The 25019-nt window shown below is 46.6% G+C and carries 22 protein-coding genes and 1 tRNA gene; 8 read left to right on the top strand and 15 right to left on the bottom strand.

Going from position 1 to position 25019, the window contains the following annotated elements:
• Nucleotides 1-337: 337 nt before the first annotated feature.
• A complete protein-coding gene (locus tag U9P07_12480; protein MEA2110220.1) occupies nucleotides 338-1228 on the top strand; it encodes a sugar phosphate isomerase/epimerase in 891 nt (296 codons plus the stop codon).
• Here U9P07_12480 and larB read toward each other — a convergent pair.
• The 6 genes from larB to smc all read right to left on the bottom strand — a co-directional run bounded on the left by larB (nucleotide 1212) and on the right by smc (nucleotide 9194).
• The gene (gene larB, locus U9P07_12475; protein MEA2110219.1) at nucleotides 1212-1964 is read right to left on the bottom strand and encodes a nickel pincer cofactor biosynthesis protein LarB; all 753 of its coding nucleotides are present in this window, start codon (nucleotides 1962-1964) and stop codon (nucleotides 1212-1214) included. The two genes, U9P07_12480 and larB, sit on opposite strands and share 17 nt — an antisense overlap.
• Nucleotides 1965-2050: 86 nt before the next feature.
• The gene (locus U9P07_12470; GenBank protein MEA2110218.1) at nucleotides 2051-2221 is read right to left on the bottom strand and encodes a hypothetical protein; all 171 of its coding nucleotides are present in this window, start codon (nucleotides 2219-2221) and stop codon (nucleotides 2051-2053) included.
• Between the two features lie 74 nt (nucleotides 2222-2295).
• Nucleotides 2296-3066 carry a hypothetical protein gene (locus U9P07_12465; protein MEA2110217.1) on the bottom strand — a complete coding sequence of 257 codons (771 nt, stop codon included), beginning with the start codon at nucleotides 3064-3066 and terminating at the stop codon, nucleotides 2296-2298.
• A gap of 7 nt (nucleotides 3067-3073) precedes the next feature.
• Nucleotides 3074-3817, bottom strand: a complete 744-nt coding sequence (locus U9P07_12460; protein MEA2110216.1) for a hypothetical protein — start codon at nucleotides 3815-3817, stop codon at nucleotides 3074-3076.
• Nucleotides 3818-3885: 68 nt separating this feature from the next.
• The gene (ftsY, locus tag U9P07_12455) at nucleotides 3886-5037 is read right to left on the bottom strand and encodes a signal recognition particle-docking protein FtsY (protein ID MEA2110215.1); all 1152 of its coding nucleotides are present in this window, start codon (nucleotides 5035-5037) and stop codon (nucleotides 3886-3888) included.
• A 566-nt stretch (nucleotides 5038-5603) separates the two neighbouring features.
• Nucleotides 5604-9194, bottom strand: a complete 3591-nt coding sequence (gene smc, locus U9P07_12450) for a chromosome segregation protein SMC (GenBank protein MEA2110214.1) — start codon at nucleotides 9192-9194, stop codon at nucleotides 5604-5606.
• A 221-nt stretch (nucleotides 9195-9415) separates the two neighbouring features.
• Between smc and U9P07_12445 the strand changes: the two genes are divergently transcribed.
• The 4 genes from U9P07_12445 to U9P07_12430 all read left to right on the top strand — a co-directional run bounded on the left by U9P07_12445 (nucleotide 9416) and on the right by U9P07_12430 (nucleotide 12916).
• Nucleotides 9416-10699: a hemolysin family protein gene (locus tag U9P07_12445; GenBank protein ID MEA2110213.1), complete on the top strand. Its 1284-nt coding sequence runs from the start codon at nucleotides 9416-9418 to the stop codon at nucleotides 10697-10699.
• Nucleotides 10700-10776: 77 nt separating this feature from the next.
• Nucleotides 10777-12135 carry an FAD-dependent oxidoreductase gene (locus tag U9P07_12440; GenBank protein ID MEA2110212.1) on the top strand — a complete coding sequence of 453 codons (1359 nt, stop codon included), beginning with the start codon at nucleotides 10777-10779 and terminating at the stop codon, nucleotides 12133-12135.
• A gap of 179 nt (nucleotides 12136-12314) precedes the next feature.
• Nucleotides 12315-12590, top strand: a complete 276-nt coding sequence (locus tag U9P07_12435) for a type II toxin-antitoxin system Phd/YefM family antitoxin (GenBank protein ID MEA2110211.1) — start codon at nucleotides 12315-12317, stop codon at nucleotides 12588-12590.
• Nucleotides 12590-12916 (top strand): type II toxin-antitoxin system RelE/ParE family toxin, encoded by a 327-nt coding sequence (locus U9P07_12430; protein ID MEA2110210.1) that lies wholly within the window; start codon nucleotides 12590-12592, stop codon nucleotides 12914-12916. Before U9P07_12435 ends, U9P07_12430 begins: the two co-directional genes overlap by 1 nt.
• 46 nt (nucleotides 12917-12962) lie before the next feature.
• Here the strand turns inward: U9P07_12430 and U9P07_12425 are convergent, their stop codons facing one another.
• The 8 genes from U9P07_12425 to mazG all read right to left on the bottom strand — a co-directional run bounded on the left by U9P07_12425 (nucleotide 12963) and on the right by mazG (nucleotide 20322).
• The gene (locus U9P07_12425) at nucleotides 12963-13145 is read right to left on the bottom strand and encodes a hypothetical protein (GenBank protein MEA2110209.1); all 183 of its coding nucleotides are present in this window, start codon (nucleotides 13143-13145) and stop codon (nucleotides 12963-12965) included.
• 9 nt (nucleotides 13146-13154) lie between these two features.
• Nucleotides 13155-13889 (bottom strand): cytochrome c biogenesis protein CcdA, encoded by a 735-nt coding sequence (locus U9P07_12420; GenBank protein ID MEA2110208.1) that lies wholly within the window; start codon nucleotides 13887-13889, stop codon nucleotides 13155-13157.
• A gap of 178 nt (nucleotides 13890-14067) precedes the next feature.
• Nucleotides 14068-15051 (bottom strand): oligopeptide/dipeptide ABC transporter ATP-binding protein, encoded by a 984-nt coding sequence (locus U9P07_12415; protein MEA2110207.1) that lies wholly within the window; start codon nucleotides 15049-15051, stop codon nucleotides 14068-14070.
• A gap of 5 nt (nucleotides 15052-15056) precedes the next feature.
• Nucleotides 15057-16187 (bottom strand): 3-dehydroquinate synthase, encoded by a 1131-nt coding sequence (gene aroB / locus U9P07_12410; GenBank protein MEA2110206.1) that lies wholly within the window; start codon nucleotides 16185-16187, stop codon nucleotides 15057-15059.
• Nucleotides 16188-16904, bottom strand: coding sequence for a phosphoribosylaminoimidazolesuccinocarboxamide synthase (gene purC / locus U9P07_12405; protein MEA2110205.1), 717 nt, complete (start codon nucleotides 16902-16904; stop codon nucleotides 16188-16190).
• Nucleotides 16905-16915: 11 nt separating this feature from the next.
• The gene (gene purB / locus U9P07_12400) at nucleotides 16916-18211 is read right to left on the bottom strand and encodes an adenylosuccinate lyase (protein MEA2110204.1); all 1296 of its coding nucleotides are present in this window, start codon (nucleotides 18209-18211) and stop codon (nucleotides 16916-16918) included.
• Entirely contained in the window at nucleotides 18208-18690 is a 483-nt protein-coding gene (locus U9P07_12395; GenBank protein ID MEA2110203.1) for a universal stress protein, read from the bottom strand. Before U9P07_12395 ends, purB begins: the two co-directional genes overlap by 4 nt.
• 786 nt (nucleotides 18691-19476) lie before the next feature.
• A complete protein-coding gene (gene mazG / locus U9P07_12390) occupies nucleotides 19477-20322 on the bottom strand; it encodes a nucleoside triphosphate pyrophosphohydrolase (GenBank protein ID MEA2110202.1) in 846 nt (281 codons plus the stop codon).
• Between the two features lie 423 nt (nucleotides 20323-20745).
• Between mazG and hflX the strand changes: the two genes are divergently transcribed.
• Entirely contained in the window at nucleotides 20746-22404 is a 1659-nt protein-coding gene (gene hflX / locus U9P07_12385) for a GTPase HflX (GenBank protein MEA2110201.1), read from the top strand.
• Here hflX and U9P07_12380 read toward each other — a convergent pair.
• On the bottom strand, nucleotides 22394-23371 hold the full coding sequence (locus U9P07_12380; GenBank protein MEA2110200.1) for a nitronate monooxygenase: 978 nt from the start codon (nucleotides 23369-23371) through the stop codon (nucleotides 22394-22396). The two genes, hflX and U9P07_12380, sit on opposite strands and share 11 nt — an antisense overlap.
• 267 nt (nucleotides 23372-23638) lie before the next feature.
• Here U9P07_12380 and serS point away from each other — a divergent pair, with 267 nt between their 5' ends.
• Both serS and U9P07_12370 read left to right on the top strand, forming a co-directional pair.
• Nucleotides 23639-24910, top strand: coding sequence for a serine--tRNA ligase (gene serS, locus U9P07_12375; GenBank protein MEA2110199.1), 1272 nt, complete (start codon nucleotides 23639-23641; stop codon nucleotides 24908-24910).
• A gap of 12 nt (nucleotides 24911-24922) precedes the next feature.
• Nucleotides 24923-25008, top strand: a tRNA-Ser gene (locus tag U9P07_12370).
• Nucleotides 25009-25019: the final 11 nt, after the last annotated feature.

Genomic DNA, 25019 nt, shown 5'->3' with positions numbered 1-25019 from the left:
ACCCAGATTTTATTTTACCAAGCTTCATGGTGAAATCATTCATATTGTCAAAAAAGATAAAAAACTCACGGCAGCACAAAGATGCAATCTTTTTTTCTTCGTGTTCTTCGTGTTCTCCAGTGAGCGTAGCGAATGGGTGGTTAAAAAGAATTTCTTGTTTTTTTTACCCCTCAAGGGGGTACTGAAAAGAGTGACAGGTTTTCAGGAGTAAGATACTAAAATGGCATAAAAAAGAAGATGGAGTTTTTTGCAGCCATCAATTCTATTTGACATGAATCACCCAATTCGGCTACTATAATGAATAAGTAACCCTAACATCTTTAGCTTATTTTTATTCATGCCGCAAAGCAATCAAAATCAAACCAAAAATACAGCAGAAGGGCAGCAGCCTGCCCCATCACCCACCGGTAAAGCTGATATTTCCATCTCCCTGTCAGCCGGAACTCTTTACCATTTAAAACTATCAGAGATCTTCAATATTGCCCGGGAATGTGATTTTGATGGGGTTGAGTTAATTATCAATCAGGTTTTTGAGAAGCGGGATCCCCGACCAATCATCGAAAAACTGATGAAAATCCATCCGATATCGTCCATTCATTCCCCATTTTTCAAAATTGCCGGCTGGGGAAACCAAATCAAGACTCTGATCAAAGTCATCGAACTAGCCGGCGAATTCAATATTCCTCTGGTCAACTTCCACCCCCCCCTGTGGTACCCCCCTGAGCTCACTTTCTGGCGCTGGTTCAGAAAAGTGGAAGATTTCCAGCGCTTGGCAAAAAACAACAATACTATCGTTACCATTGAAAATATGCCCTATGTCGGCAACAGGATCCGTTTCAACCCTAATATTCTCCGAAAGACAGAAGATATGACCAGTTTTATCGAAAAACATAATCTCTATATGACTTTCGATACAACTCATCTCGGATCCCATAATCCGAATTTTCTCGTTGGATTTAAGCAGTTCTACCAGACTGGTAGAATTCGTAATATTCACTTCAGCGATTACGGCCATGGCCGTGAGCATTTATTTCCCGGCCGTGGGCTTTTGCCACTCACCCGGTTTCTTTATTTACTGAAACACTTACAATACCAGGGGCCGCTTACGGTCGAATTAAGCCCCGTTGAGTTGCCCCCCACCCATGATAAAATCATCACCAGCCTTAGAAACCTGCTGGAATATTTGCGGGAGGAAACCAGCTGGAGACAACCTACAGCTGCCAATTGATCAATCCAGCCAGATAAGCAGCTCCATAACCATTATCAATATTTACCACCCCGATGCCACCAGCGCAGGAATTCAACATCCCCAATAAAGCGCTGATACCACCAAAAGCAGCCCCATAGCCAACGCTGGTAGGTAAGGCAATCACCGGTTTATCCACCAGACCGGCAACCACACTTGGTAATGCTCCTTCCATTCCGGCAATGACAATAATAACCGCAGCCGCATCCAACTTACCACGATAAGCCAGTAAACGATGCAAACCGGCGACCCCGACATCCACCAACAACTCAGGAGTCTGCCCCATAAATTCGAGCGTTATTGCCGCTTCTCGGGCAACCCGCAGGTCCGAAGTCCCGGCGGTAACGATCAAAACAGCCCCACGACCGGATGGTTCGATTTGATGCCTTTTGATCGTCAAGCATTCCCCTTCTTTATCATATTCAGATTGAGGAAAATGTTTCAACAATAAGTCTGCCTTCATCGCTGACAGACGGGTTATAAGAATATTTCCCGGTAGTTCCAACATATGCCGGACAATGGTAATCAGTTGCTCAATAGTCTTACCTTCGGCAAAAACAACCTCGCCGATTTTATCGCGTAAACTGCGATGGGTATCCAGATGGGCCACCCCCACATCCCGATAAGGAAGATCTTTCAAAGTATCCAGCACTTGGTCGGTATCCAAACTTCCCTGCTGATAACGCTCCAAGAGCTGGCGTAAATATTTTTCATCCATTTTCATTTCCTTTCAATACTGCTCTCAACTTTCTGAGGTACTCTAAAAACAGCTGAAATAAATCTCCAAGGATGTTTGGGCTTGGCTCATAGCCTGTCTGCCGACAGGCAGGCGGTATTGGCCACCTGGTTGGGGACAGTTTTTAAAACTGTCCCCCATTGTGATTCGCGGCGGACGCCTTTGGTACATTGCTTTAGCGCGCCCCACAACCGGCCATGGACGGCCGGCGAGAATGAGCGCGAGCCATGCCCGAACATCCGGCAATATATCCCTGGCAATAAAAATCAGAAAGTTGAGTACTGATGCTTTCGTACAAAGTCGCAAAACCAATTCAACGTGTTGCCCCACCAGAAAGCTGGTAAGTCTCCGCCAGTATCAGCCCTAAAGAATCCAGCAGTTGATGAAATGCAACAGTTAGCAGCAACCCCTCAATTTTTTCTCCATGACAAGCCAACGTTCCAATACTCAGGCGGCCTTCTTCAAGTCGAATCCGCACCGGAGCAACAGTCTGCTGCTGAAAAAACACCTCCACCCGGTTAATTTGTTCCAGTTTACGCCGGGTAACCAGCCCTTCAATACCGGTAGCCAGGCAAGCCCGGGCTGGCCAGTCCCAGGATTTTATCCCCATCAGCTTAGCCTGCTTTCGAATCAGCCGTTTATTCCACCCCGCTTCCCGCAGAGGACTTTTTATCCCAAGCTCATCAAGAACCCGCATTCCAGGACGACAACCAGGGTCATCCTCAGCATGACTTCCATCAATAACAACTGCCAATTTCGTTTTTTCAGCCAGGTTTAGAAGCTGTGAAAATATAAATTTTTTACAATAATAACATCGTCTATCCCGGTCTTCTTCCCACACAGGTTGCATTTCATCCAGGGATACCGATATTACCTGCCCCTGGACGGTATCGATTTCAGCTCTGGCAACATCCCGTTCATTGTCCGTTAATGCTGGATGTTCCACGAAAACCGCCTGGAACCGGATACCGGCCTGTACTTTCAAAAGCTCCAGGAGTAAGGTACTGTCAATTCCGCCCGAGTAGGCAAGTAATATGGAAGGATATCCGCGGAGGATGGAAAGCAAACGTTTTCGAGAATTCATCAGTATTTCAATGCACCATCAAGCCTTCAAGCCTGATGGTAGCCGGTGGCAGATGCCATTGCTTTAAAGTTGAAGCAATGGACTCTCGAAGAAATTCAATAAAAAAATCATCATATTCCCCCAATTCCTCCAGCATCCGACCAGCAACGGCTTGCCCCAGGGAATCGTGCATTGCCTTTTTCAGCTGCTCAATTTGCTCAGCACTCAGAGGTGAAGGATTATGTGGCGGAAAAACCAGCTGGACATCTACTCCAAGAATTTTTAAACCCGCCAAAGAATAGAGCGGATAATGAAAATCAAAGGTAATAATATCTGTTTGGGGAGGTTCCTCTTCAGCTGCTTTATCGATATTTTCAGCCAGATTATGAGTAATGACCTCGGCAATGACAACTCTTTTTGTCATCGAGCTGATGTGAGGTTTTGGGAAAAATATTTCCCTGGCGGCATATATCTGTAGAATCAGCAGCATAACAGCCAGAACAATGGAAACGGGAAATAATATTTTTTTCAGAAAAGGACGGACTGCTGAGGATTCGGCATCATCAACGGTTGTCGAATCACCAGGGGGAACCACTGATTCAACTGCCGGAGAAACAACGGTCCCGGAAGAACCACCCCCCGAGGGCATTTCTTCTCCAGTCTGGAGACCGGAATCAACCACAGGCTCTTCGAAATCAAAATCCTCAAGAAAATCTTCATCATCCAAGAGTTTATCAAGGTCAAGATCGTCAAGTTCTGTTTCCTGACTCATAGATACAACAATCTCCAAACTATCTCAATGTGGGGACAGAATTGGATTCTGTCCCCTTCGACCCAGCCTTATACCCGATCAAATAAAGCATTGACAAAATCAGCTGCCTTGAATGGCCTGAGATCATCAAGCTGTTCGCCGATACCAATATAGCGAACCGGCAATTTTAATTCATCGCATACTCCCACTATAACTCCACCCTTGGCAGTTCCATCCAACTTGGTCATTACCAACCCATTAATCCCCAGCGCTTCATGAAACATTCTGGCCTGATTGATAGCATTCTGGCCGTTATTTGCATCGAGCACCAATAAAATCTCATGGGGCGCACCGGGAAGTGCTTTTTCGATCACCCGTTTCATTTTCTTCAGTTCATCCATCAGGTTGACTTTAGTGTGTAAACGGCCAGCTGTATCAATAATCGCCACATCAGCCCCTTTGCTCACTGCTGACCGTACTGTATCAAAACAAACGGCGGCCGGATCCGCCCCCATTTTTTGCCGGATTATGGGAACCCTGGCCCGTTCAGCCCAGGCATCCAGCTGTTCAATCGCTGCAGCCCGAAAGGTATCCGCGGCTCCCAACAGCACATCTTTTCCCTGGGCCGTAAAAATTGCCGCCAGTTTACCAATGGTGGTGGTTTTACCAACTCCATTAACCCCCACAGCCATGATGACATAAGGCTTATGATTGATTTCCCAGGGCTGCTCCGCGGCCTGGAGAATCTTTTGAATTTCCTGCTGTAAAAAAAGTCGTAACTGCTTTGGGTCTTCCAACGCCTGATGACTGACTCGCTCCTCGACTTCGGCAAACAGGCGGTAACTGGTCTGCACTCCCAGATCAGAGGTCAGCAGAACCTCCTCCAACTGTTCCAGGAATTCTTCATCAATTTCTTTTTTACCATAGAACAGTCCATCCAGAGTACCGACAAACCGCTGACGGGTTTTGCTCAAACCTTTTTTCAGTCGGCTGAACAAACCAGCCGATTCACCAACCTGTTGACTTTCCTCATCCACAGCAGCAGTTTCTCTGTCAACATCCTTAACTGCCGTAGATTCCTGTTCAACAGTAGAAAAATCGGCTTTATCCGTTTCCTCCACATTTTCCTCAATGGCAAACGGTTTATCCCCAGACTCTAACATTTTTTCCGGCAATTCTTCCGGTTTCCCTTTTCGGGAAAAAAATCTGCCGACCAACCCTTTTTTATTCTTATCACTCATGCATTTCTTATCCTTCCACCTAACTTAAGCAATCAGCAGTTAGCTGGATAAAATTAAGGTTTTACATTAACTCAACTGTAAACATTCGACTACGTTTTCAGAAAAGATAAAAATACTCTCACAGAGGCACAAAGTCACAGAGAACCCGAGTCATTTGCCCTCTGTGACTCCGTGTCTCTGTGAGAAATAATAAAAATTTGTCAATCTATAGACAAAGTCGAATATTTACACTCAACTTTCTGAGTTACGCTAAAAACACCTGTTTGCCGGCGGCCAATACCGCTATGAGCCAAGCCAGAACATCCTGCTAATATGTCCCTGGCAATGCAACTTAAGAAAGTTGAGACATATAAGAATACACAGTACTCAACAGGTAACTGTATCCTAAGCTGAGCTATTAGCATTTAGCCATTAGCAATTAGCTTTTAAAAATCAGGGCTTTACGATGGTTAGTAACAACACCCAACGGGTGAAGGTTGATGATATTAAACATCTTGTAATTATTGAGCTAATCGCTAACGGCTAAAAGCTAATCGCTCATTTTAGGTTCCAGTAAACGCTTCCTGTTATTCTGCGATGGCGGCAACCCGCTGTTCTGGACGACCTGAAGAATCAGCCAGTTGCACGGATAAGGTTTTGGAAACCCCCTCTTCCTCCATGGTAATCCCATAAAGATAATCACCGATGGTCATGGTCCGGCGATTATGGGTAATAATCAGAAACTGGCTGTGGGCAGCAAACTTTTTAACCAGTTGGTTAAAACGGTCAATATTGGCATCATCCAGCGGCGCATCAACCTCATCCAGGACACAAAATGGCGCCGGATTAACCTTAAAAAAAGCGAAAATCAGCGAAACAGCAATCAGAGCTTTTTCACCGCCGGAAAACAAACGTAAATTCTGCAGCCGCTTCCCGGGGGGGGCTGCCGCAATTTCCACCCCTGATTCCCAAATATTGTCTTCGTCCGTCAATCGCAAAGAAGCCCTGCCTCCATCAAACAGTTCACTGAATAGCTGCGAAAAATGATCATTAACCTGGAAAAAAGTACTAAGGAATCTCGCTCGGGAAGTTTTTTCCATCTTTTCAATAGCCTCTTTTACGGACTGAATGGAAGACAGCAGATCCACCTCCTGCTCTTTCAGAAAATCATAGCGGTTTTGGACCTCATCTGCTTCTTCCAGGGCCAGCAGGTTTACCTGACCGAAATTAGCAATCCAATGGTGGATTTTCTCCAATTTTGCCACCATCTCTGACTCATTGAAAGATTCATCATCACGCAATGGGTTCTCATCCAGGTACTCTATCAAAGAGATACCATATTGCTTAGAAAAATTATCCAGTATATATTTACGGCTATTTTCAAGGCTTTGCAGTTCCAACTGTTCTTCCAACAGCCGAGGCCTCCACGTAGACAACTGTTTATCAGCGTCACGCACCGCTTCCTGACGTTCATGGCTAAATTTTTCAAGTTCTTCTTTCTCCCGCAGTAGTTCATTCAGCTGCTTTTCATGCTCCACTGCATCTTTTGTCAATTCCTCCATCCGAATTTCAAGTTCTTCTGAACGCTCAACTGATGCAGACAATGTCTGCTGGTTTTCGCCAAGCTGTTGTTCAATTCGCTCAACCTGCCGTTCAAGTCGTTCCTCATCATTGGTAATTCTCAGGATATCCCGTTTGAGCTGATCCCTTTTCGCGCCAATGGCGGCCAGGGAAATTTTCTTTTCTGACAAAAATTCCTGCGCTGCAACCATATCTTCTTCAGCCGCACCATAACGGGCAACCAGCTCTGCCAGTTCGTTTTCTTTTTCAGTTCTCGAAACAATAATAGCCGCAATTTTCTCTTCGGCATCTTTTATGGCTGCGGTCAAATCATCCTGCTCTTCAAGGAGATGTTTTCCATCATTGTCAGCGCGTTGCAGCACGGAGGATAAACGATCATATTCATGCTGGTTATCCTCCCGGCAGCGATTACTTTGACGAACAGCTTCCAAAACAGGTTCCAACCGCGAGGCACATTTTCCCTGCTCTTCTTTTGCCTCCAGCAGTTGAACCTGTAATGCTTCAAGTTTACGATCATTAACCGATAACTGCTCCCGGGCTTTGTCCCTTTCACTTGCCGCTGCAGCCAATTCCCGCCGCAATGACAAAAGTTCACTGCTATCCGCCCGATTAATGTTTCCAACCCAGAACCAGCCGGAACCGGCATAGATTTCGCCATTTCCCGTTAACAGATAAGAATCTTTCGGCAGCATATCCAGCAATGATGCCACCTGCTCCCCTTCAGCAACCACATAGGTACGATTCAATAAAGGCTGAACCACCTGTCTGAATTCAGCTTTTACCGACACCAACTCTGCCAGGGATTGAACTCCATCAGGAAGAGTCGCGAAAGATTCTTCTGCCGCTGATTTTTGCCGGGCATGCAGTACCGCTACCCTGTCCCGGTGCCGTTGACGGCTGATGAAATCAGGGACGACGGTATGATCCGCAAGTACCAGACCTTCACAAAGCTGGCGAATGAAAAGTTCCAGTGGCTGCTCCCACGCGGAAGGCACCTGTTCAAACACATCCCAGAATGAATGCAGCAAATTTCCAGACTCCTCCTGCAAGGCCTGCTTCATCCCGCTGGTAAAACCAAAACCTTCAGAAACCTTGGTATGCAGTTGATGCCACTCCCGCTCGCAGTCAGTCAGATGATTAAAAGCAGTTTGCCGACGCTGGTCTGCATCCTCCATTTTTTTCTGCAGCTGAGAAACTTTCGCCGACAAACTTTCTTTTTCCTCTTCCAGCTGCCGCTGCAAAGACAACTGTTCGGCCAGAACTACTTTCCCCTGAAGCATGGTATCTTCAAGCTCCTTGAGTTGATGACGCCATTGATGCCCGTCATTGCTCAGACCTTCCTGCTTCTGCCTAAGGCGTTCCAGCTTCTCGTTATAAAGATGCAACTCGTTTTTGACCTGGCTTTCTTCACTCATGAGTCGAAAAACTTCCTCACGAAATTCCGTCTGTTCCTTAAGCATCCGGGAAACTATTGCTTTTTTTTCAAAGTAGCTTTCTTCCAGGGATTGACATTCGCTATTTTGGGACTGCCAGCGTTGATTTTGGGTTTCCAGTTGTAGGTTTTGCTCCTGCCGGTTTTTTGCCAGAGCTTCCAGAGACTGCGCCAGACCCTGCTGACGGCTGCGCCCTTCCTGCAGTTGACGGGTAAAGGTTTCCTGCTCCTGATGCAGCAATTCAATCCTGGATTTGGTAGCCAAAGTGTTTTCCCGGTTCCCATTAACTTCATCCCGCCCCTTATCCACCATTTTCTGCAATGATTGTCCCCGGGCAATCAGTTGATCAAGTTCCGTTGCCAGAACAGCCCTTTGTTGCTCTTTATCATCCACTTGCTGCTGCCATGACCGTAAGGATTCTCGTTTGGGTACCAGCTCTTCTTCCACCTGCAGATAACGATAACCGTTCAGCTGCTGATCCAGTTCCTTTTCCTGGCCCTGCAGCCGGCGAAATTTCTTTGCCTGGCGAGCCTGTTTTTGCAGATTCTTCAGGTTTTTGGCCACCTCATTGATAATATCATGCAAACGATCCAGGTTTTCTTCACTCTCTCTAATCTTACGATAGCTTTCCAGACGCTGAGTCTGGAAGCCCGAAACTCCGGCAGCCTCTTCAAACATCGCCCTGATGTCGGTTGGTTTAGCAGTAATAATTTGAGAAATCTGCCCTTGTTCAATGAAGGCATATCCCTTAGCCCCGATACCCGTATCACGAAACAGGGCGGTAATATCTTTTAAACGGCAAGGAACTTTGCTCAAATAGTATTCTGTATCTCCCTGACGATACATGCGCCGGGAAATCATCACCTCACTATACTGCTGATATGGCTCCGGCAAAGGAGCCCCATCACCAATCATGGTAAGATTAACCTCTGCCATCCCGGCTGGTTTCAAACGTTGGGTTCCGTTAAAAATCATGTCCCCCATCGCCTTTCCCCGAAGCTGCAGTGGTCGCTGTTCTCCCATTGCCCAGCGAAGGGCATCAAGGATATTACTTTTGCCACAACCATTCGGCCCCACCACCACGGTGATCCCTTCATGCAATGGAATCCTGGTTCGATGCACGAAGGATTTGAATCCCTGAATCGTCAGCTCTTTGACTTTCATTTTTAATCAGCACCGGAAATAACATGATTTTCATCAATACAATTTGACATATGCATCTTGATTCCTCTATAAGTTATTAAATGGTGGACGGCACAAGGAACCTTAGCCTTTAGCCTTTAGCCTTTAGCCTTTAGCCTTTAGCCTTATACCTTTCATTTAATTATTTGCCAGTAAGATTTAAAAGATAATCTCAACTTTGTAAAGCGAATAATACTTTGATCATGGAACTCTGGACAGTCCTATTACTCTTAGCCATCTTTATCCTGCTGATTATCCTTTCCGCCTTTTTCTCCGGGACTGAAACCGCCTTATTGTCATTTCCACCCCACCGGCTGCGCTATTACAGTAAAAAATACCCTAATCAAGCACAGCGCTTAAAAAATATCTTGAGGCATCCCCATGATTTTATCGCTACCGTCCTGATCTGCAATAATTTTGTTAACGTTGCCGCATCAGCCATTGCCACCTATCTCTGTGTTTATTATTTTGGCAACAAAGGGGTTTTGATTTCCACCCTGCTCGTCACCGCCGTACTACTAATTTTTGCTGAAATAACCCCAAAAACCTATGCAGCCGCCAGCACGGATATCCTGGCATTGAAGGTTGCCAAACCCCTGCACATACTTATCCGGATACTCAAACCCGTCAGCCGGCTTACTTCACTAATAAGTCATTTAATGATCAGAACATTTTCATCTTCCCAACCCAAGAATCATGAACCTCATTTTGATGAAGAGATGGAATCCTTTATCCATACAGGCCGGGAAAAGGGACTCTTAAATCAAAGTGAGTCTCTGATGATAAATAATATCCTGGGACTTGAGAAAACCACGGTCAAAGAAATCATGGTTCCCAGGCAGGAAGTAGCAATGATCCAGCTTCATACCCCCTACAACAAAATCCTATCCCTTATCCGACAGGTCGGCTTTTCCCGCTATCCGGTCTATGGTAAAAACCGGGAAGACGTCATCGGCATCATGCATATAAATGACCTGTTTACCCACAAGTTCGGTAAAACTTTTTCCCTGAAACAGATTATCAGGCCGGCACATTTTATTCCTGAGATAATGCCTCTTGACAGTTTGCTGGAAACTTTTCGCCGGGGGAAAAAACACCTGGCAATCGTTGTTGATGAATATGGTGGCATGGAAGGACTGATAACCATGGAAGATGTGGTTGAAGAAATCATTGGGGAAATGAACGATGAAGTAGACGTCGGCTCCCAGGCGGAAATCATTTCTTTAAAAGATGGCTCTCACCTGGTCAGGGCGGACATCCCAATCCGACGGCTTAATCTGGATATTCCTTTCCTGGAAGTTCCTGAAGAAGAGGACTATCTTCATCTGGCTGGATTTGTTCTCTCCCGACTGGGTAAAATTCCAACCAGTGGCGATTTCATTGAAATCCCGTCAGCACGCCTGGAAGTCATCCGGGTTATGGCCAATAAAATCGTTTTGATAAGAATTATTCCCGCTTTGACTTCACCATCGCCCCTTGACAAATAGCATAAAATATACTACATACAATTCTGATAATATTCAATTATCTAAATCTTTTCATATTCATTCTGGAGGAGTTAGTGATGAAAGAAACTGATGTGGCAATTGTTGGCGGCTCAGCCGCCGGCCTGATGGCTGCGGTTACCCTGAAAAAACGTCATCCTGAAAAAGAGGTGGCAGTTATTCGCGATGTCACCAAAACCCCGGTTCCCTGTGGAATTCCCTATATTTATGGTACGCTTGGAGATGTTGAAAAAGACATTATTCCCGATGGCAAATTCCTTGAAATGGGGATTGAGATTATCCAGCAGAAGGTGGTGGATATCAATCGGGAGCAGAAAAGTATTATATTTTCCAACGACAATACCCTGACCTATGACAAACTGATCCTTGGTACCGGTTCAAAGCCCATGGTACCGCCGATGCCGGGGATTGATCTTGGCAATGTTTTTACGATCAGCAAAGATCCCGTTGCCCTGCAACAGTTATATACCGCCATGGAAACAGCGAAAAAAGTCATCGTCATTGGTGGAGGTTTCATCGGCGTTGAAATGGCCGAACAGATTGCCAAAATGGGAAACAATGCTGATAACTCAATCGATGTAACGGTCGTTGAAATGCTTCCCCATTGTCTTATGCTGGCCTGCGAAGAAGAATTCTGTCTCCAGGCGGAAAATGAGTTACGCCAAATGGGCATCAATCTACTGACTAACAGCCGGGTGGAAGCCCTGGAAGGCGACGGTAAAGTTACTTCGGTCAAGCTTGCCGACGGCAAATCACTGCCGGCTGATTTGGTTATCATCGGTATCGGTGCGATAGCCAACATTGACCTGGCCGTAAAGATGGGCCTGGATGCCGACCCCCGGGGCGGCGTTACGGTAAATGAATTCATGCAAACCAGTGACCCTGACATTTACGCGGCCGGAGACTGTGCCAGTAAATTCTCCCTGATTACCGGTAAACCCTCAGGAATCCGTTTAGCTTCGGTCGCCTGTACAGAAGCAATGATTGCGACCAGCAACCTCTATCAAACGACCAGGAAAACCATGGGTGCCCTGGGTGCCTTTGCCACTAAGATCGGCAACCGCAGCATTGCCGCGGCCGGCCTGACCACCAGTGCGGCCGCCAGGGAAGAGATCGAAGTAATTATCGGTGAAGCCACCACCCCGAACCGACATCCGGGTGGCCTGCCTGGTTGTGTAATGGACATGAAAATAAAACTTTTATTCCGGAAAGATACGGGCGTAATCATCGGCGGCCATGTGAGTGGCAGTGAATCCGCGGCTGATATGGTCAACATTATTGCCGTTGCCATCCAGGCCGGCCTGAACGCTGAACAGTTGGCAACCATGCAGTATGCCACCCATCCCCTGCTAACCGCTTCACCGCTGTCCTACCATGTAATGCTGGCAGCGGAAAATGCCGCGGCACAACTGGGTTAAAGCTGAATTTAAATCATAACTAAAAACAGCCACCGTCTGCTGGACGGTGGCTGTTTTTTTGTCAGAAAAAGGGGACCGATTTATTTTTTGATCCTCTTTTTTAACAAAATTGACAAATGACCTGTTTTTAGTCTATATTAAGTCATAAGTGTAATCCAAGCAGAGAGGATCATGAAATTATGAAATTATCAAGCCAAATAAAACCGATTAGTTATTTGAAATCTCATACTGCGGAAATCGTCCGCAATCTCTGGAAACAGGCAGAGCCGCTGATAATCACCCAAAACGGTGAAGCCAAAGTAGTCATGCTGGACATTGAAAGTTACGAGCAGACACAGGAGGCTTTAGCTCTGCTGAAAATTCTGGCCCTCGGCAATCTCCAAATCGAAAAAGGCGGATTTAAACCGGCAACTGAATGCATCCGGCAACTGCGCGAAGAACAAGAGCATAATTGATGCGCTATTCAGTATTGCTAAGTAATGACGCAAACCAGGATCTTCGCAAATTATACGGCTATATCGCCAAATACGATTCACCGGATAACGCGAACAAAGTCATCGACCAAATTGAGCACATATTCAACGAACTGGCTGAATACCCGAACCGCGGAGCCTGCCCTAAAGAACTGCTGGCTTTGGGAATCCATGAATATCGTGAAGTATTTTTCAAAGCGTATCGTATAATCTACCGGGTAAATAAAGATAGCGTTTACGTTCTTTTGATTGCCGACGGTCGCAGAGATATGCAAACATTACTACAACAACGCCTGCTTCAACCGTAGATCAAAAAATAAATCTGTCCCCTTTTTTCTTTTTTGATGAACATGATCAATCATCATAGTAGCCGACAATAAAACGCTCTGCCAGCATCCCAATAATAATCATGACGCCGCCCACCCCCATTATAATCGTTGCCAGGTTATATTCATCGTGCATTATCCACAGGGCCACCCCACAAATCAAGGCCAAAAAACCCAGAAGTTCGACGATAGGTATCCATAATCTTGGCATAACAGTCTCTCAACCTCCATGCTGGGGTAAAAACATATTCATATATTGTGACAGAACGGAAAAATAGTTAAAAAAGAGCATCACGCCGATCACAATTAAAAATATACCACTGATAATACTGATAAGGCGCAGATAGCGATTCAGCCTGGAAAAATAGGCCAGGAACGAATTAAAAGCAAGCGCGGAAACCAGGAAGGGTACCCCCAATCCCAGCGAATAAGAAAGCAGCAGAATAATGCCACTCATCATGTTTTTTTCGGTGCTGGCATAAAGCAGAATGCTGGCCAGGATAGGACCGATGCAGGGGGTCCAGCCGGCAGCAAAAGCTATCCCGACCAATACTGAGCCCAGATAACCAATTGGCTTATTTTTAAACTCAACCCGTTTTTCATGCTCCAGAAACTTCAGCTTAAGTACCCCGGTAATATGAATACCGAGAAGAATAACAATAATTCCGCCGACCTTTCTGATCAGCGCCTGGTTCTGCTGAAAAAAACTCCCAAGATAGGTTGCCGAGGCCCCCAGGGCAACAAATACCAGGCTGAACCCCAGAATAAACAAGAGGGAATGAATAATCGTTCGCCGACGGATTGAAATATCCCCTTCTTCAGCCAGATCATCAAATGAAATTCCGGTAATATAGGTCAGATATGATGGGATCAGGGGCAGGACACAGGGGGAAACAAAGGACAACAGTCCAGCGGTAAAAGCAATAAAAATTGAAATATTTGAGGTTCCAGCCATATTAAATCCTAGACAAATTGAGCAATTAGCTTTTAGCAGTTAGCTATCAGTCTTGTGATTACAAGAGGTAAAACATTACAAATTACACCCATTGTGTGTCATCTTTAATTAACGTAAAGCCTTGATTTTTTTAAAGCTAAACGCTGATCGCTAACAGCTGATCAACTGAACGTATATCCTAATTTTGATACAGGAAACAGGCAACCCGATGCTGATGACCACAGTCATGCAGATCCGGCATTGCCTCCGCGCATAGCGCGAATCGCTGCGGACAGCGGGAATAAAAAGGACAACCCTTATTCACCATGGTAAAGCCTGCATCATGAACCACATCAACCATCTTTTCTCGCTTCCTGGCTGGATCGGGTAAAGGGATGGACCTCAGCAACAACCGGGTATACGGATGTAAAGGCTCTTGATACAAGGATTTACTTGGTGCTTCTTCAATAATCTTTCCCAGATACATCACCAGAATTATATCACTGAGCAGCTTGACAACGCTGAGATCATGGGAAATAAAAAGCATCGTCAAGTTGAACTGTTCCCGCAGATCAAGGAGCAGATTGATAATCTGGGCCTGAATTGAAACATCAAGTGCCGATACCGGTTCATCAGCCACTACAAATTCAGGATTCAACGCCAGTGCCCGGGCAATACCAACCCGTTGCCGCTGCCCACCACTGAACTCGTGAGCATAGCGATCCCCCATTTCAACTTCCAGGCCGACAACACCCAGTAGCTCATCAACCCGTTGCCGACGCCAGACGCCATTTCCCAGCTGGTGAATAATCAGGGGTTCTTCAATAATTTTACGGACCCTCATCCGGGGGTTGAGGGATGAATAAGGGTCCTGAAAGATCATCTGGAGCTGGCGCCGGTAAGGACGCAATTCCCGCTCGCTTAATGACGACAAGCTGGTATGACGATAAGATATTTCCCCCTGGTCAAAGTTTTCAAGCCGGAGCAGTAATTTACCTAAAGTTGATTTTCCACAACCGGATTCACCAACCAAACCAACAATTTCGCCTGCGTTTATCTGAAAATCAACCCCATCAACAGCATGGATATAGCTTTTGGCCGCGAGAAAACCACTGCCCCGTTGAGGAAACCTTTTTTTCAGACCGGCAACCGAAATCAGGGTATTTTGTTCTACATTTTTCACCAGTGTTAACGGCCCTGCAATTCCAGCGGTTGTTTGCATTTTTCCAAAGCAGCCAACATCTGGTCCGGAGAAATTTCAGTACACAGAAATGGCCGACCGATATTACGCAGCAAAACCATCTTCAATGAATCAGCAGCAACCTTTTTATCTCGGGCCATGATCTCCAGAAGTTCTTCCCCCTGGACTTCAGCCGGAACTGAAAGCCCCATTTTAAAAAGCTGCAGCAACCCAAGGATACGCTGCAATTCATCATCTGACAATGATCCGGTTTCAACCGACAAATAGGCGGTAAAAACTAAACCCATTGCTACGGCAACACCATGCTTGATCCCGGTATAAGCATAGGCCTTTTCCAGGGCATGTCCAAGGGTATGTCCGAGATTAAGGATAGCCCGAACCCCCAGTTGTTCCAACTCATCACGGGCAACAAAATCAGCCTTGATGCGAGAGCATAGATGCAGCATACCGGCGAGAATTTTTGGATTATGCGCCAATATTTCCCGGTAATTCATTTCCAGGAAGGTAACGAAATCATCACCGGCGATCAAAGCATATTTAAGCACTTCCCCCATACCACTGAAAAACTCATCTTCCGGCAGGGTTTCAAGAAAATCAACATCGGAGATAACCGCCCTAGGTTGATAAAAGGAACCAACAAGATTTTTTCCAACCGGCAGGTTAATACCGTTTTTTCCACCTATGGCACTGTCAACCTGGGCCAGCAGCGTGGTTGGCACCTGCAATAGATCAATGCCACGCATATAAGTAGCCGCGGCAAAACCAGCCAGGTCACCGATCACCCCGCCGCCGAAAGCACAGACAAACCCATCCCTTTGCAAACCGGCATCATACATCTGCTGATAAAGGCTGAAAAGGGTTTCCTGGCTTTTATATTGTTCCCCGTCAGCGATAACTATCGGGGTTACTTTATATTCAGTCCCGGCAAAAAGGTCCTTAAGCCGATCAAGATGCAGGCCGGCTACCGTTTCATTGGTAATAATAACCCCTTGTCGCCCCTTGAAATGAGGCAGATATACCTTACCCTCATTTGTCCTGATCAAACCCGAGCCAATGATAACCGGATAGCTCTTTGTACCCAAAGAGACGGTCAGCTTATGAATATTCACTGATTTCACTTAATCTCCATCAACGGCACATACCCGCCGGCAAACTTCAAGATAGGCTTCCTCAACCTTACCCAAATCACGACGAAAACGGTCTTTATCCATTTTTTCCAGACTCTCCGCATCCCATAAACGGCAGGTATCAGGACAGATTTCATCAGCCAGCAGCACATCACCATTAAAAACACCAAACTCCAGCTTAAAATCAACCAGCAGAATCCCCCGATCAAGAAAATATTGCTGCAATATGCCGTTGATTTTCAATGCCAGCTCCCTGGCTTGATCAATCTGCTCAGCGGTAGCCAGGGAAAAGGCCAGAACATGATCCCGATTAATCATGGGATCATGCAAAGAATCATCTTTATAGTAATATTCAATAATCGGAAACGCCAGATTTTCTCCTTCAGGCCGGCCCATGCGTTTAGCCAGGCTGCCGGCAATGATATTTCGTGCCACCACTTCGACGGGAATGATACTTACATTCTTAACCAGTGCCTCCCGCTCCGAAAGGGTTTTAACCAGGTGGGTTGGGATTCCGTTTTCCGCCAGTAAGTTGAACAATGTCGTCGAAATCCGATTGTTAAGAATTCCTTTTTCGACAATGGTCCCTTTTTTTGTCCCGTCAAAGGCGGTGGCATCATCCTTAAAATAGAGAATTCGGTATTGTTCATCATCGGTAGCATAAACAATTTTCGCCTTACCCTCATAAACTTTATCCCCTCGCTTCATTTTATTCTCCTCTATTCTCCAAACACCCGGCGAAAGATAACCGGAATCTGGCGCAGGTGATGCTCCACCTTAAACAGGTTTTCAATTTCATCCGCGGATAAAACCTTCATTACTTCATGATCATTTAAAAGATTATCTTTAAAGGATGTCCCTTTTTTAAAGGAATCCATGGCATTTATCTGCACCCAGGCATAGGCTTGCTCACGGCTGATACCACGGCGGGCCAGGGCCAGCAATACCCCCTGTGAATATATAGTCCCCCCGGTCAACTGCAGATTTTCAAGCATGCGTTCAGGATAGACAACCAGTTTATCCATGACACCGATAAAGCGCTGGAGAATAAAATCTATTAAAATGGTTGAATCGGGCCCGATAACCCGTTCAACCGATGAATGGCTGATATCCCGTTCATGCCATAAAGACATATTTTCCATCGCCGCCAGGGAATTGGAGCGTACCAGGCGAGCCAGCCCACAGATATTTTCCGAGAGGATGGGGTTTCGTTTGTGGGGCATGGCGGATGAACCTTTCTGCCCGGCATGAAAATATTCCTCCACCTCGCCAACTTCGGTTCGCTGCAGGTGCCTGATCTCCATGGCAAACTTTTCAATCGATCCGGCCAGCAGGGCCAGAACCGTAAAAAAAGATGCTTGACGGTCACGCTGAACAATCTGGCTGGATGCCGGTGCCGGCGACAAACCCAATTTATGGCAGACACGTTCTTCAACTTCGGGAACTATATTGGCGAAGGTTCCCACCGCGCCGGAAATTTTTCCCACGGATACATCTTCCAAGGCCAGGACAAAACGCCGCCGCTGGCGCTTGATTTCATCAAACCAGATGGCCAGTTTCAAACCAAAAGTTATGGGTTCGGCATGGATTCCATGTGACCTGCCGATCATCACGCAATCCTGATATTGATGTGCTTTTTCCTCTAGAACTTCCATCAACCGTTCTATATCCGCCAGAATCAACTCACCGGCTTCTTTCAGCTGCAAACCAAGGGCCGTATCAAGCACATCGGAAGAGGTCATTCCCAGGTGGATATAGCGGGAATCAGGACCAACAAACTCGCCGACCGAAGTCAAAAAAGCAATGACATCGTGCCGGACTTTCCGTTCAATTTTCTGAATCCGGGAAAGAGAAAAATCCGCTTTTTCCCTGATTGTGGCATATGATTCCGGCGGAATCATCCCCATTTCAGCCAGAGCCTCACAAGCTGCCAGTTCAACCTTCAACCAGGCACGATACTTATTTTCTTCGCTCCAGATTTCTCCCATCTCGGGCCTGGTGTAGCGATCAATCATTCTTTAACTTCCTCTCGTTCCGGCCGGATTATCATTACCGAACACCTGGCATTTTTCAACACCTTGCTGGCCACACTGCCCATCAGAAACCTTTTAATTCCTGACCAACCATGGGAACCCACAAAAACAGCATCAATCTGCCGGTCATGGGCCTCATCCACAATGGTAGTCGCCGGATGACCTTCAACAATGGCACTGTTAATGGAGGACAAATCATACTTACGGGCAATTTTTTCCATTTCTTCCATTTTTTCACGGCCGGCAGTTTTACGGGCTTCCACCACCATCTGGATACTTTCAAGATCTTCAGCCGGTAATGCCATGCCGTCCAGGCCGAGAAGCAGAAATCCCTCTTCCACCACATGGAGAAAATCCACCTGGGCTCCATACTCCCGGGCAAAATGGCACCCAACCCCGACCACATCCCTGGTAATTTCGGAAAAGTCCACAGCAATCAAAACTTTTTTAAACTTTCTCATCTGCGTCTCCTTTCGTATTTTAACGGCTTTTCAGCCGGGAACATGATTGACGATGAAACCCAAGTTTAAAGCAGTCTCCAATCGTCAACTTACTACCATTGAACCCAACTCTCTGTCAATCTCATTACACTTCATCAAACAGCTTTTTCAGCGCTAGCTTTAAATCAAGGATAAGATGGGTTGATATTGCGCCGCAATTTTTTGTGACTGCGAGGCGCGTATTGAAAAGCCCCGGTAACTTCCAAGTAAATGGTTTCATTTGCTTTCAGATATGTGGCCGCGACAGCGGTCTGAAGGCGCTATTCAGCACATTGCATCGCTACTTAAGTAGTAAACTCGGGACTGTCCCCAGCTTCACCGGGGGCTGTCCCAGATGTTTACGGACGATGAAACAATGTCGGCATACGCCGCAAAAGCCTGGGACAGTCCCCTTTTAAACCAAAAGGCTCGGGGACAGTCCCGGTTTTGCTCACAGCAGTGCACTTCATAAAGATGTGCTGAATAGTTACAAGCCCCAAAAAATTTCACCTTAATTTCAATATGATAGAAAAATATTAGCAAATTCTTCATAGAATTATCCACAGCTTTTCCACAGGACCTGTGAAAATCGTTCAAAACCCCTTAAACTACTTACTATTTTACCGGTACGGTCGTAACTAACTGTAATTATTTATTATTTTTTTCAAACGGTTTTAGAATATTTATATTTCCTTAATAATTACCGTAGATTAATCCCTTTATGAACAGTTTATTCACAGGCAATAGTCTCAGTAAACAGATAGGACATCAAGAGGATTCCTGTGCTTGACGTTTTTTAGCCTTCTGCCAGAGAATCTCCTTTTCCTCAAGACTCAACTGCTCCAGGGAACTTCCCTGCACACCGGCAATCCGTTCCATCTCCCTGAACCGATACTCAAACTTCCGGTTAGCAGCCCGAACCAGGCCTTCAGGGTCAAAATCTAACAACCTTGTCAAGCTTGTCAAAACCAGGAAGAGATCACCCAATTCTTCAGCCATGGCTTTCCGGTCATTTCCCGCCATGGCCTCCTCCAGCTCCCGGAGCTCCTCATGTACTTTAGGCAGCACCTCGACGGCCGACTGCCAGTCAAAACCCACTTTGCGACCTTTCTTGCCATAAACATAGGCCTTTTGCAGCGGCGGCAGCGTCTGGGGAACATTGTCCAGCAGCGATTGATAATTTTTACCTTCAACCTGTTTTTTAATCTCGTCCCACTGGGTCAGAACCTGGGAGCTGGTTTCAATCGTTCCTGACTGGGCAAAGACATGGGGATGCCGGCGAATCAGTTTTTCAGCAATACCATCAAGGACATCATCCAGGTCCCAGTGATTCCCTTCTTCACCCAAAAGGACCATAAAAAGCAGATGAAAAAAAACATCGCCAAGCTCTTCCCGCATCCCGGCAAAATCATTTTGTTCCAGAGCATCGACCAGTTCATAGACTTCTTCCAGAAATCTCGGTTTCATGGAAACAAAATCCTGTTCACGATCCCAGGGACATCCCCCGGGAGAACGCAATCGGCGGATGACTTCCTGGAGCCGCAAAAACTTTTCCGCCGTCGTGTTCCCGGCTTTTACCGGGTCAGAGAGTATCCCCGGCTGTTGACTTTTCATCAATAAACTCCTATGCTAGATATAAGAAAAAACAGACCGCGAAAAGTAAATATTCGACTTTGTCTATAGATTGACAAATTTTTATTATTTCTCACAGAGACACTGAGTCACAGAGGGCAAGTGACTGGGGTTCTCTGTGGCTTTGTGCCTCTGTGAGAGTATTTTTATCTTTTCTGAAAACGTAGTCGAATGTTTACCGCGAAAAAAGATTATATTCTCAACTTTCTTAAGTTAATCTAAAGGCAGAATATCGCTATGAGCCAAGCCCGAACATCCTGCCAATATGTCCCTGGCGATGCAAGTCAGAAAGTTGAGTTAAATTTGACAACAATCTTCGTGTTCTCTGGGTCTTCGTGGTAAAAAGCAAATATAAAACGGATATTTTTCTGAATTTTCTGACAATTTTATCCCAGTATAGAATATATGCCAGCTATTGAAGGCAATCTCACCGGCCTGAAACCTAAACAGGTTAAAAATCTCGAAAAGATATTCCGTCGTCACCTCAATCAGGAACAGATTATCAGTGAAGAGCTATGCCGTTATCTGGCCGGCCTGGCACATGAAACAGGCCGTCAGATTGGCATCCTGATTAACCGCCGGGGATACATAACTCACGTTATCGTCGGCACCCACCAGAGAATCACTCTGCCCTCCCTGCATGAATACCGTCTGGGGCATGGCCGGTTGCGCGGCTTGCGCTGCATTCATGTCCACCTTGGCAGCCAGCCACTTGACACTGAAGACCTTACAGACCTGGCAATGCTCAGACTGGATCTGATGGGGGTCATCAATACCACCGCCAGCGGTCTCCCTGCCTCACTCCAGCTTGCCCACCTTAAAGCCGGCGAAAACCGGCAACAGCCGGCTTATGAAATCCTTGAACCTATATCCCCCTACAATATCAGTCTGCCATTTTCCCAATTAATTCAAACGATGGAAAATGAAATTGCCACCGGGTTCAGCCACCAGACGAAAGCGGCAGATAAACAGCGGGCGTTCATCATCAGTGTCGGACCGGAACCACGTCATGTTCATGAAGAATCCGTCCATGAGCTGGTGGAGCTGGCCCGGGGTGCCCAGGTGCAAATAGCTGAAACCTACATACAAAATCGCCGCATAAACCCACGGACGCTTACCGGAGCGGAAAAACTCCAGGAGATCACCATCTCGGCCATGGAACAGGGTATCGATCTCTTGATCTTCAACCAGGAATTATCGCCAATGCAGGCCCGCAGGATTTCTGAAATAACAGACCTGAAAGTCATTGACCGAACCCTGCTCATCCTGGATATTTTTGCCCGCCGGGCCCAAAGCCGCGAAGGAAAACTGAAAGTTGAACTGGCACAGCTTAAATACCGTTTATCATGGATTTCTGAAAAGACCACCGCCTTATCCCGTTTAACCGGGGGAATCGGCGGCCGGGGACCGGGGGAGACAACCCTGGAAATTGACCGGCGTCGCACCAGGGAACGTATCGGCACCCTGGAAAAAAGGCTTAAGAAAATGGCAAAAAGCCGGGCTAACGCCCGCAAGAAAAGAAAAAAAAACCAGCTGCCGCTGGTTTCCATTATCGGTTACACCAATGCCGGAAAATCAACCCTGTTAAATACGTTGACTAAAAGCTCGGTATTTACAGAAGACCTTCCCTTTGCTACCCTTGATCCCACCACCCGCCGTCTGCGCCTGCCCCGAGAGCAGGAAATCATCATCACCGACACGGTTGGTTTCATTAAACGATTGCCTAAAGATTTGCTGGATGCTTTCCGCACCACCCTGGAAGAACTTAACGAGGCTGACCTGTTAATTCACCTGGTCGATGCCGCCGATGAACATCTACAGGAACACATCCAGGTAGTTGAAAATATCCTGAGTTCTTTGAACCTCCAGGATATCCCCAAAATGCTGGTTTTCAACAAGGCTGATCTGATTTCTGAGGCTGAAAATCAACTTTTGAGCAAACGTTACCAGGGCATAAGCATTGTGGCTAAAGACCCGAAATCCGCCAAAATCCTCACCAACAAACTGACCGACAGGTTAGGACACCGAATACAGCATTCGAGAGCATCCAGTATCAAGGATTGACTGAAAGCTCATTTCCATTTATACGGGCACTGGCTTCTTCCATCAGGCCGCCGATAATTTCCTTTACCGACAAAATCTTTTTAATCGCCGGGAAGTTGCTTCCGGTAAAGAACAGCCCCCGTTCATAGTCACCGTTGCGGGCCCGTTTCAGGGCCTCCAGGATGCAAAAACTGCCGCTGCAATGTTTTAAGCAGCCGTTGCATTTATCCGGCCTGATCGACTGATCACCAGCCAGCAGCTTTTCCACCAGCGGTGTCTTGATGGCATTAGCCGGCAATCCCACCGGGCTTAGTATCCGCACCAGATCACTGATTTTGGATTTCAGCAGCAACTCTTTAAAATTATCATGAACCGTACACTCGGAACTTAATAGAAACCTGGTTCCCATCTGGACCCCGGCCGCCCCCTTTTCCATAACCCGGCTGATCGCCTTGCCATCGACAAATCCACCGGCAGCAATGGCGGGGATTGAAATTGCCTTGCAGATAGCCGGCAATAAATCTTCCGTTTTATCTTCGGTTCCCAGGTGACCGCCAGCATCCCTGCCTTCGACAATCACCGCTGCCGCCCCTAATCTTTCCGCTAATTTTGCCGCTTTAACGGAGGAGACCATGGTGATCAGGGGAGTTTTCCACTCCTTGCAGATACCAAAAACATCTTTGGAAAAGCCGGCCCCGGCAATAATCACATCAACCTTCTGCCGCACCGATTCATAAATCACTTCTTTGAAGCTTCGAGCCGCAACCATAATATTCAAGCCTAGAATACCTTTGGTCATCGCCCTGGCTTCCTGCAACTGGCGTTTCACTTCTTCCATGCTGAGCCCGGTAGCCCCTATTACTCCAATTCCACCTTCATCAGCAACCGCGCATGCAAGTTCAGCCGTCGACACACTCACCGCCATTCCACCCTGAATGATGGGAAGGTCAACAAAACGGTCGCCCATTTTCCATCCTGGTAAATTCATTCTCCTCCACTCTGTTTAAACTAAATTAAATCCCCAACTATGATGAGTATATCTTATTTGTTATCTTAGTGTAAAGCAAAAAGACGGATTGATCAAACCCAAAATACAATATCATAGATATCAATAATTACAAGCGGTTGATTACCACTATAACCTGTTCAGCAACTTTCATTATCCCGAGAAATTTATTGACAAGAGAAAAATAGAGATAGTATATATACCCTTCATTTTTTAACCGGCACGTTGATACCTTATCGGGACGATAACATGCTTGAGCTCAAATTCATTCGTAATAACATAGATGACGTCGAACAGATGTTACGGGACAGAAATACAGATCTGGATTTGAGCGAATTTCGTTCTATCGATACCCGGCGACGGCAATTGTTAACTAAAACCGAAGGATTGAAAAATAAACGAAATACCTGCTCGGACAGCATTGCCCTCCTGAAAAAGCAAAAGCAGGATGCCGGCGATCAGATTGCTGAAATGCGCGAGGTATCCAGGGAAATCAAACAGCTCGATGCCCAGATCAGCAAACTTGACGATCAGCTGGATTCCCTGATATACATGATCCCCAACATGCCCCATGAAAGCGTGCCGGTCGGCAGCGGTGAAGAGGATAATCCGGTAGTCCACACCTGGGGGAAACGACCTTCCATGGGTTTTGAACCCCTGGCCCACTGGACCCTGGGAGAACAGTTGGGAATCCTTGACTTTGAGCGGGGAGCAAAAATAACCGGGGCCCGATTCACTTTATATCGGGGTGCCGGGGCTCGACTGGAACGGGCACTGATTAATTTCATGCTCGATGAGCACACCACTCACCAGGGATACACCGAAATTCTGCCGCCGTTCATTGTCAATAAAACAAGCATGACCGGAACCGGTCAGCTGCCTAAATTTGCTGACGACCTGTTTAAGCTGGAAGGAATGGATTATTATCTGATTCCCACGGCGGAAGTGCCGGTTACAAATATATACCAGAATGAGATTCTTGAAGTCCATGAACTGCCGGTTTATTTTACCGCCTACACCCCTTGTTTTCGCAGGGAAGCCGGTTCCTATGGCAAGGATACCCGCGGGCTGATTCGCCAGCATCAGTTCAACAAGGTGGAGCTGGTCAAATTTGCCGCGCCGGATAATTCCTATGATGAGCTGGAAAAATTACTGGCTAACGCTGAGAACATCCTGCAGAAATTGAATATTCATTACCAGGTAGTCAATTTATGTACCGGAGATTTAGGCTTTTCAGCCAGCAAAACTTATGATATTGAAGTCTGGCTACCGGGCCAGGGGGTTTTCCGGGAAATTTCCTCCTGCAGCAACTTTGAGGATTTTCAGGCCCGGCGGGCCAATATCCGCTACCGACCCAAGGAAGGTGGTAAAACCCGTTTCGTTCACACGCTGAACGGTTCGGCCCTGGCCGTGGGCAGAACCCTGGTGGCCATCCTGGAAAATTATCAACAGGAAGACGGCAGCGTGGTAGTCCCAGAAGTTTTGCGGCCCTACATGGGCGGTATGGAGGTCATCAGGTAGAAAACAATTCACGGAGGGATGGCCGAGTGGCTTAAGGCGGCGGTCTTGAAAACCGTTGAGCGAAAGCTCCGTGGGTTCGAATCCTACTCCCTCCGCCATTTGACATTTT

The sequence above is a fragment of the Pseudomonadota bacterium genome, assembly GCA_034660915.1.
Taxonomy (GTDB): domain Bacteria; phylum Desulfobacterota; class Anaeroferrophillalia; order Anaeroferrophillales; family Anaeroferrophillaceae; genus DQWO01.
The sequence above is the reverse complement of the archived record's forward strand: the minus strand, read 5'-3'. Positions and strand labels throughout refer to the sequence as shown.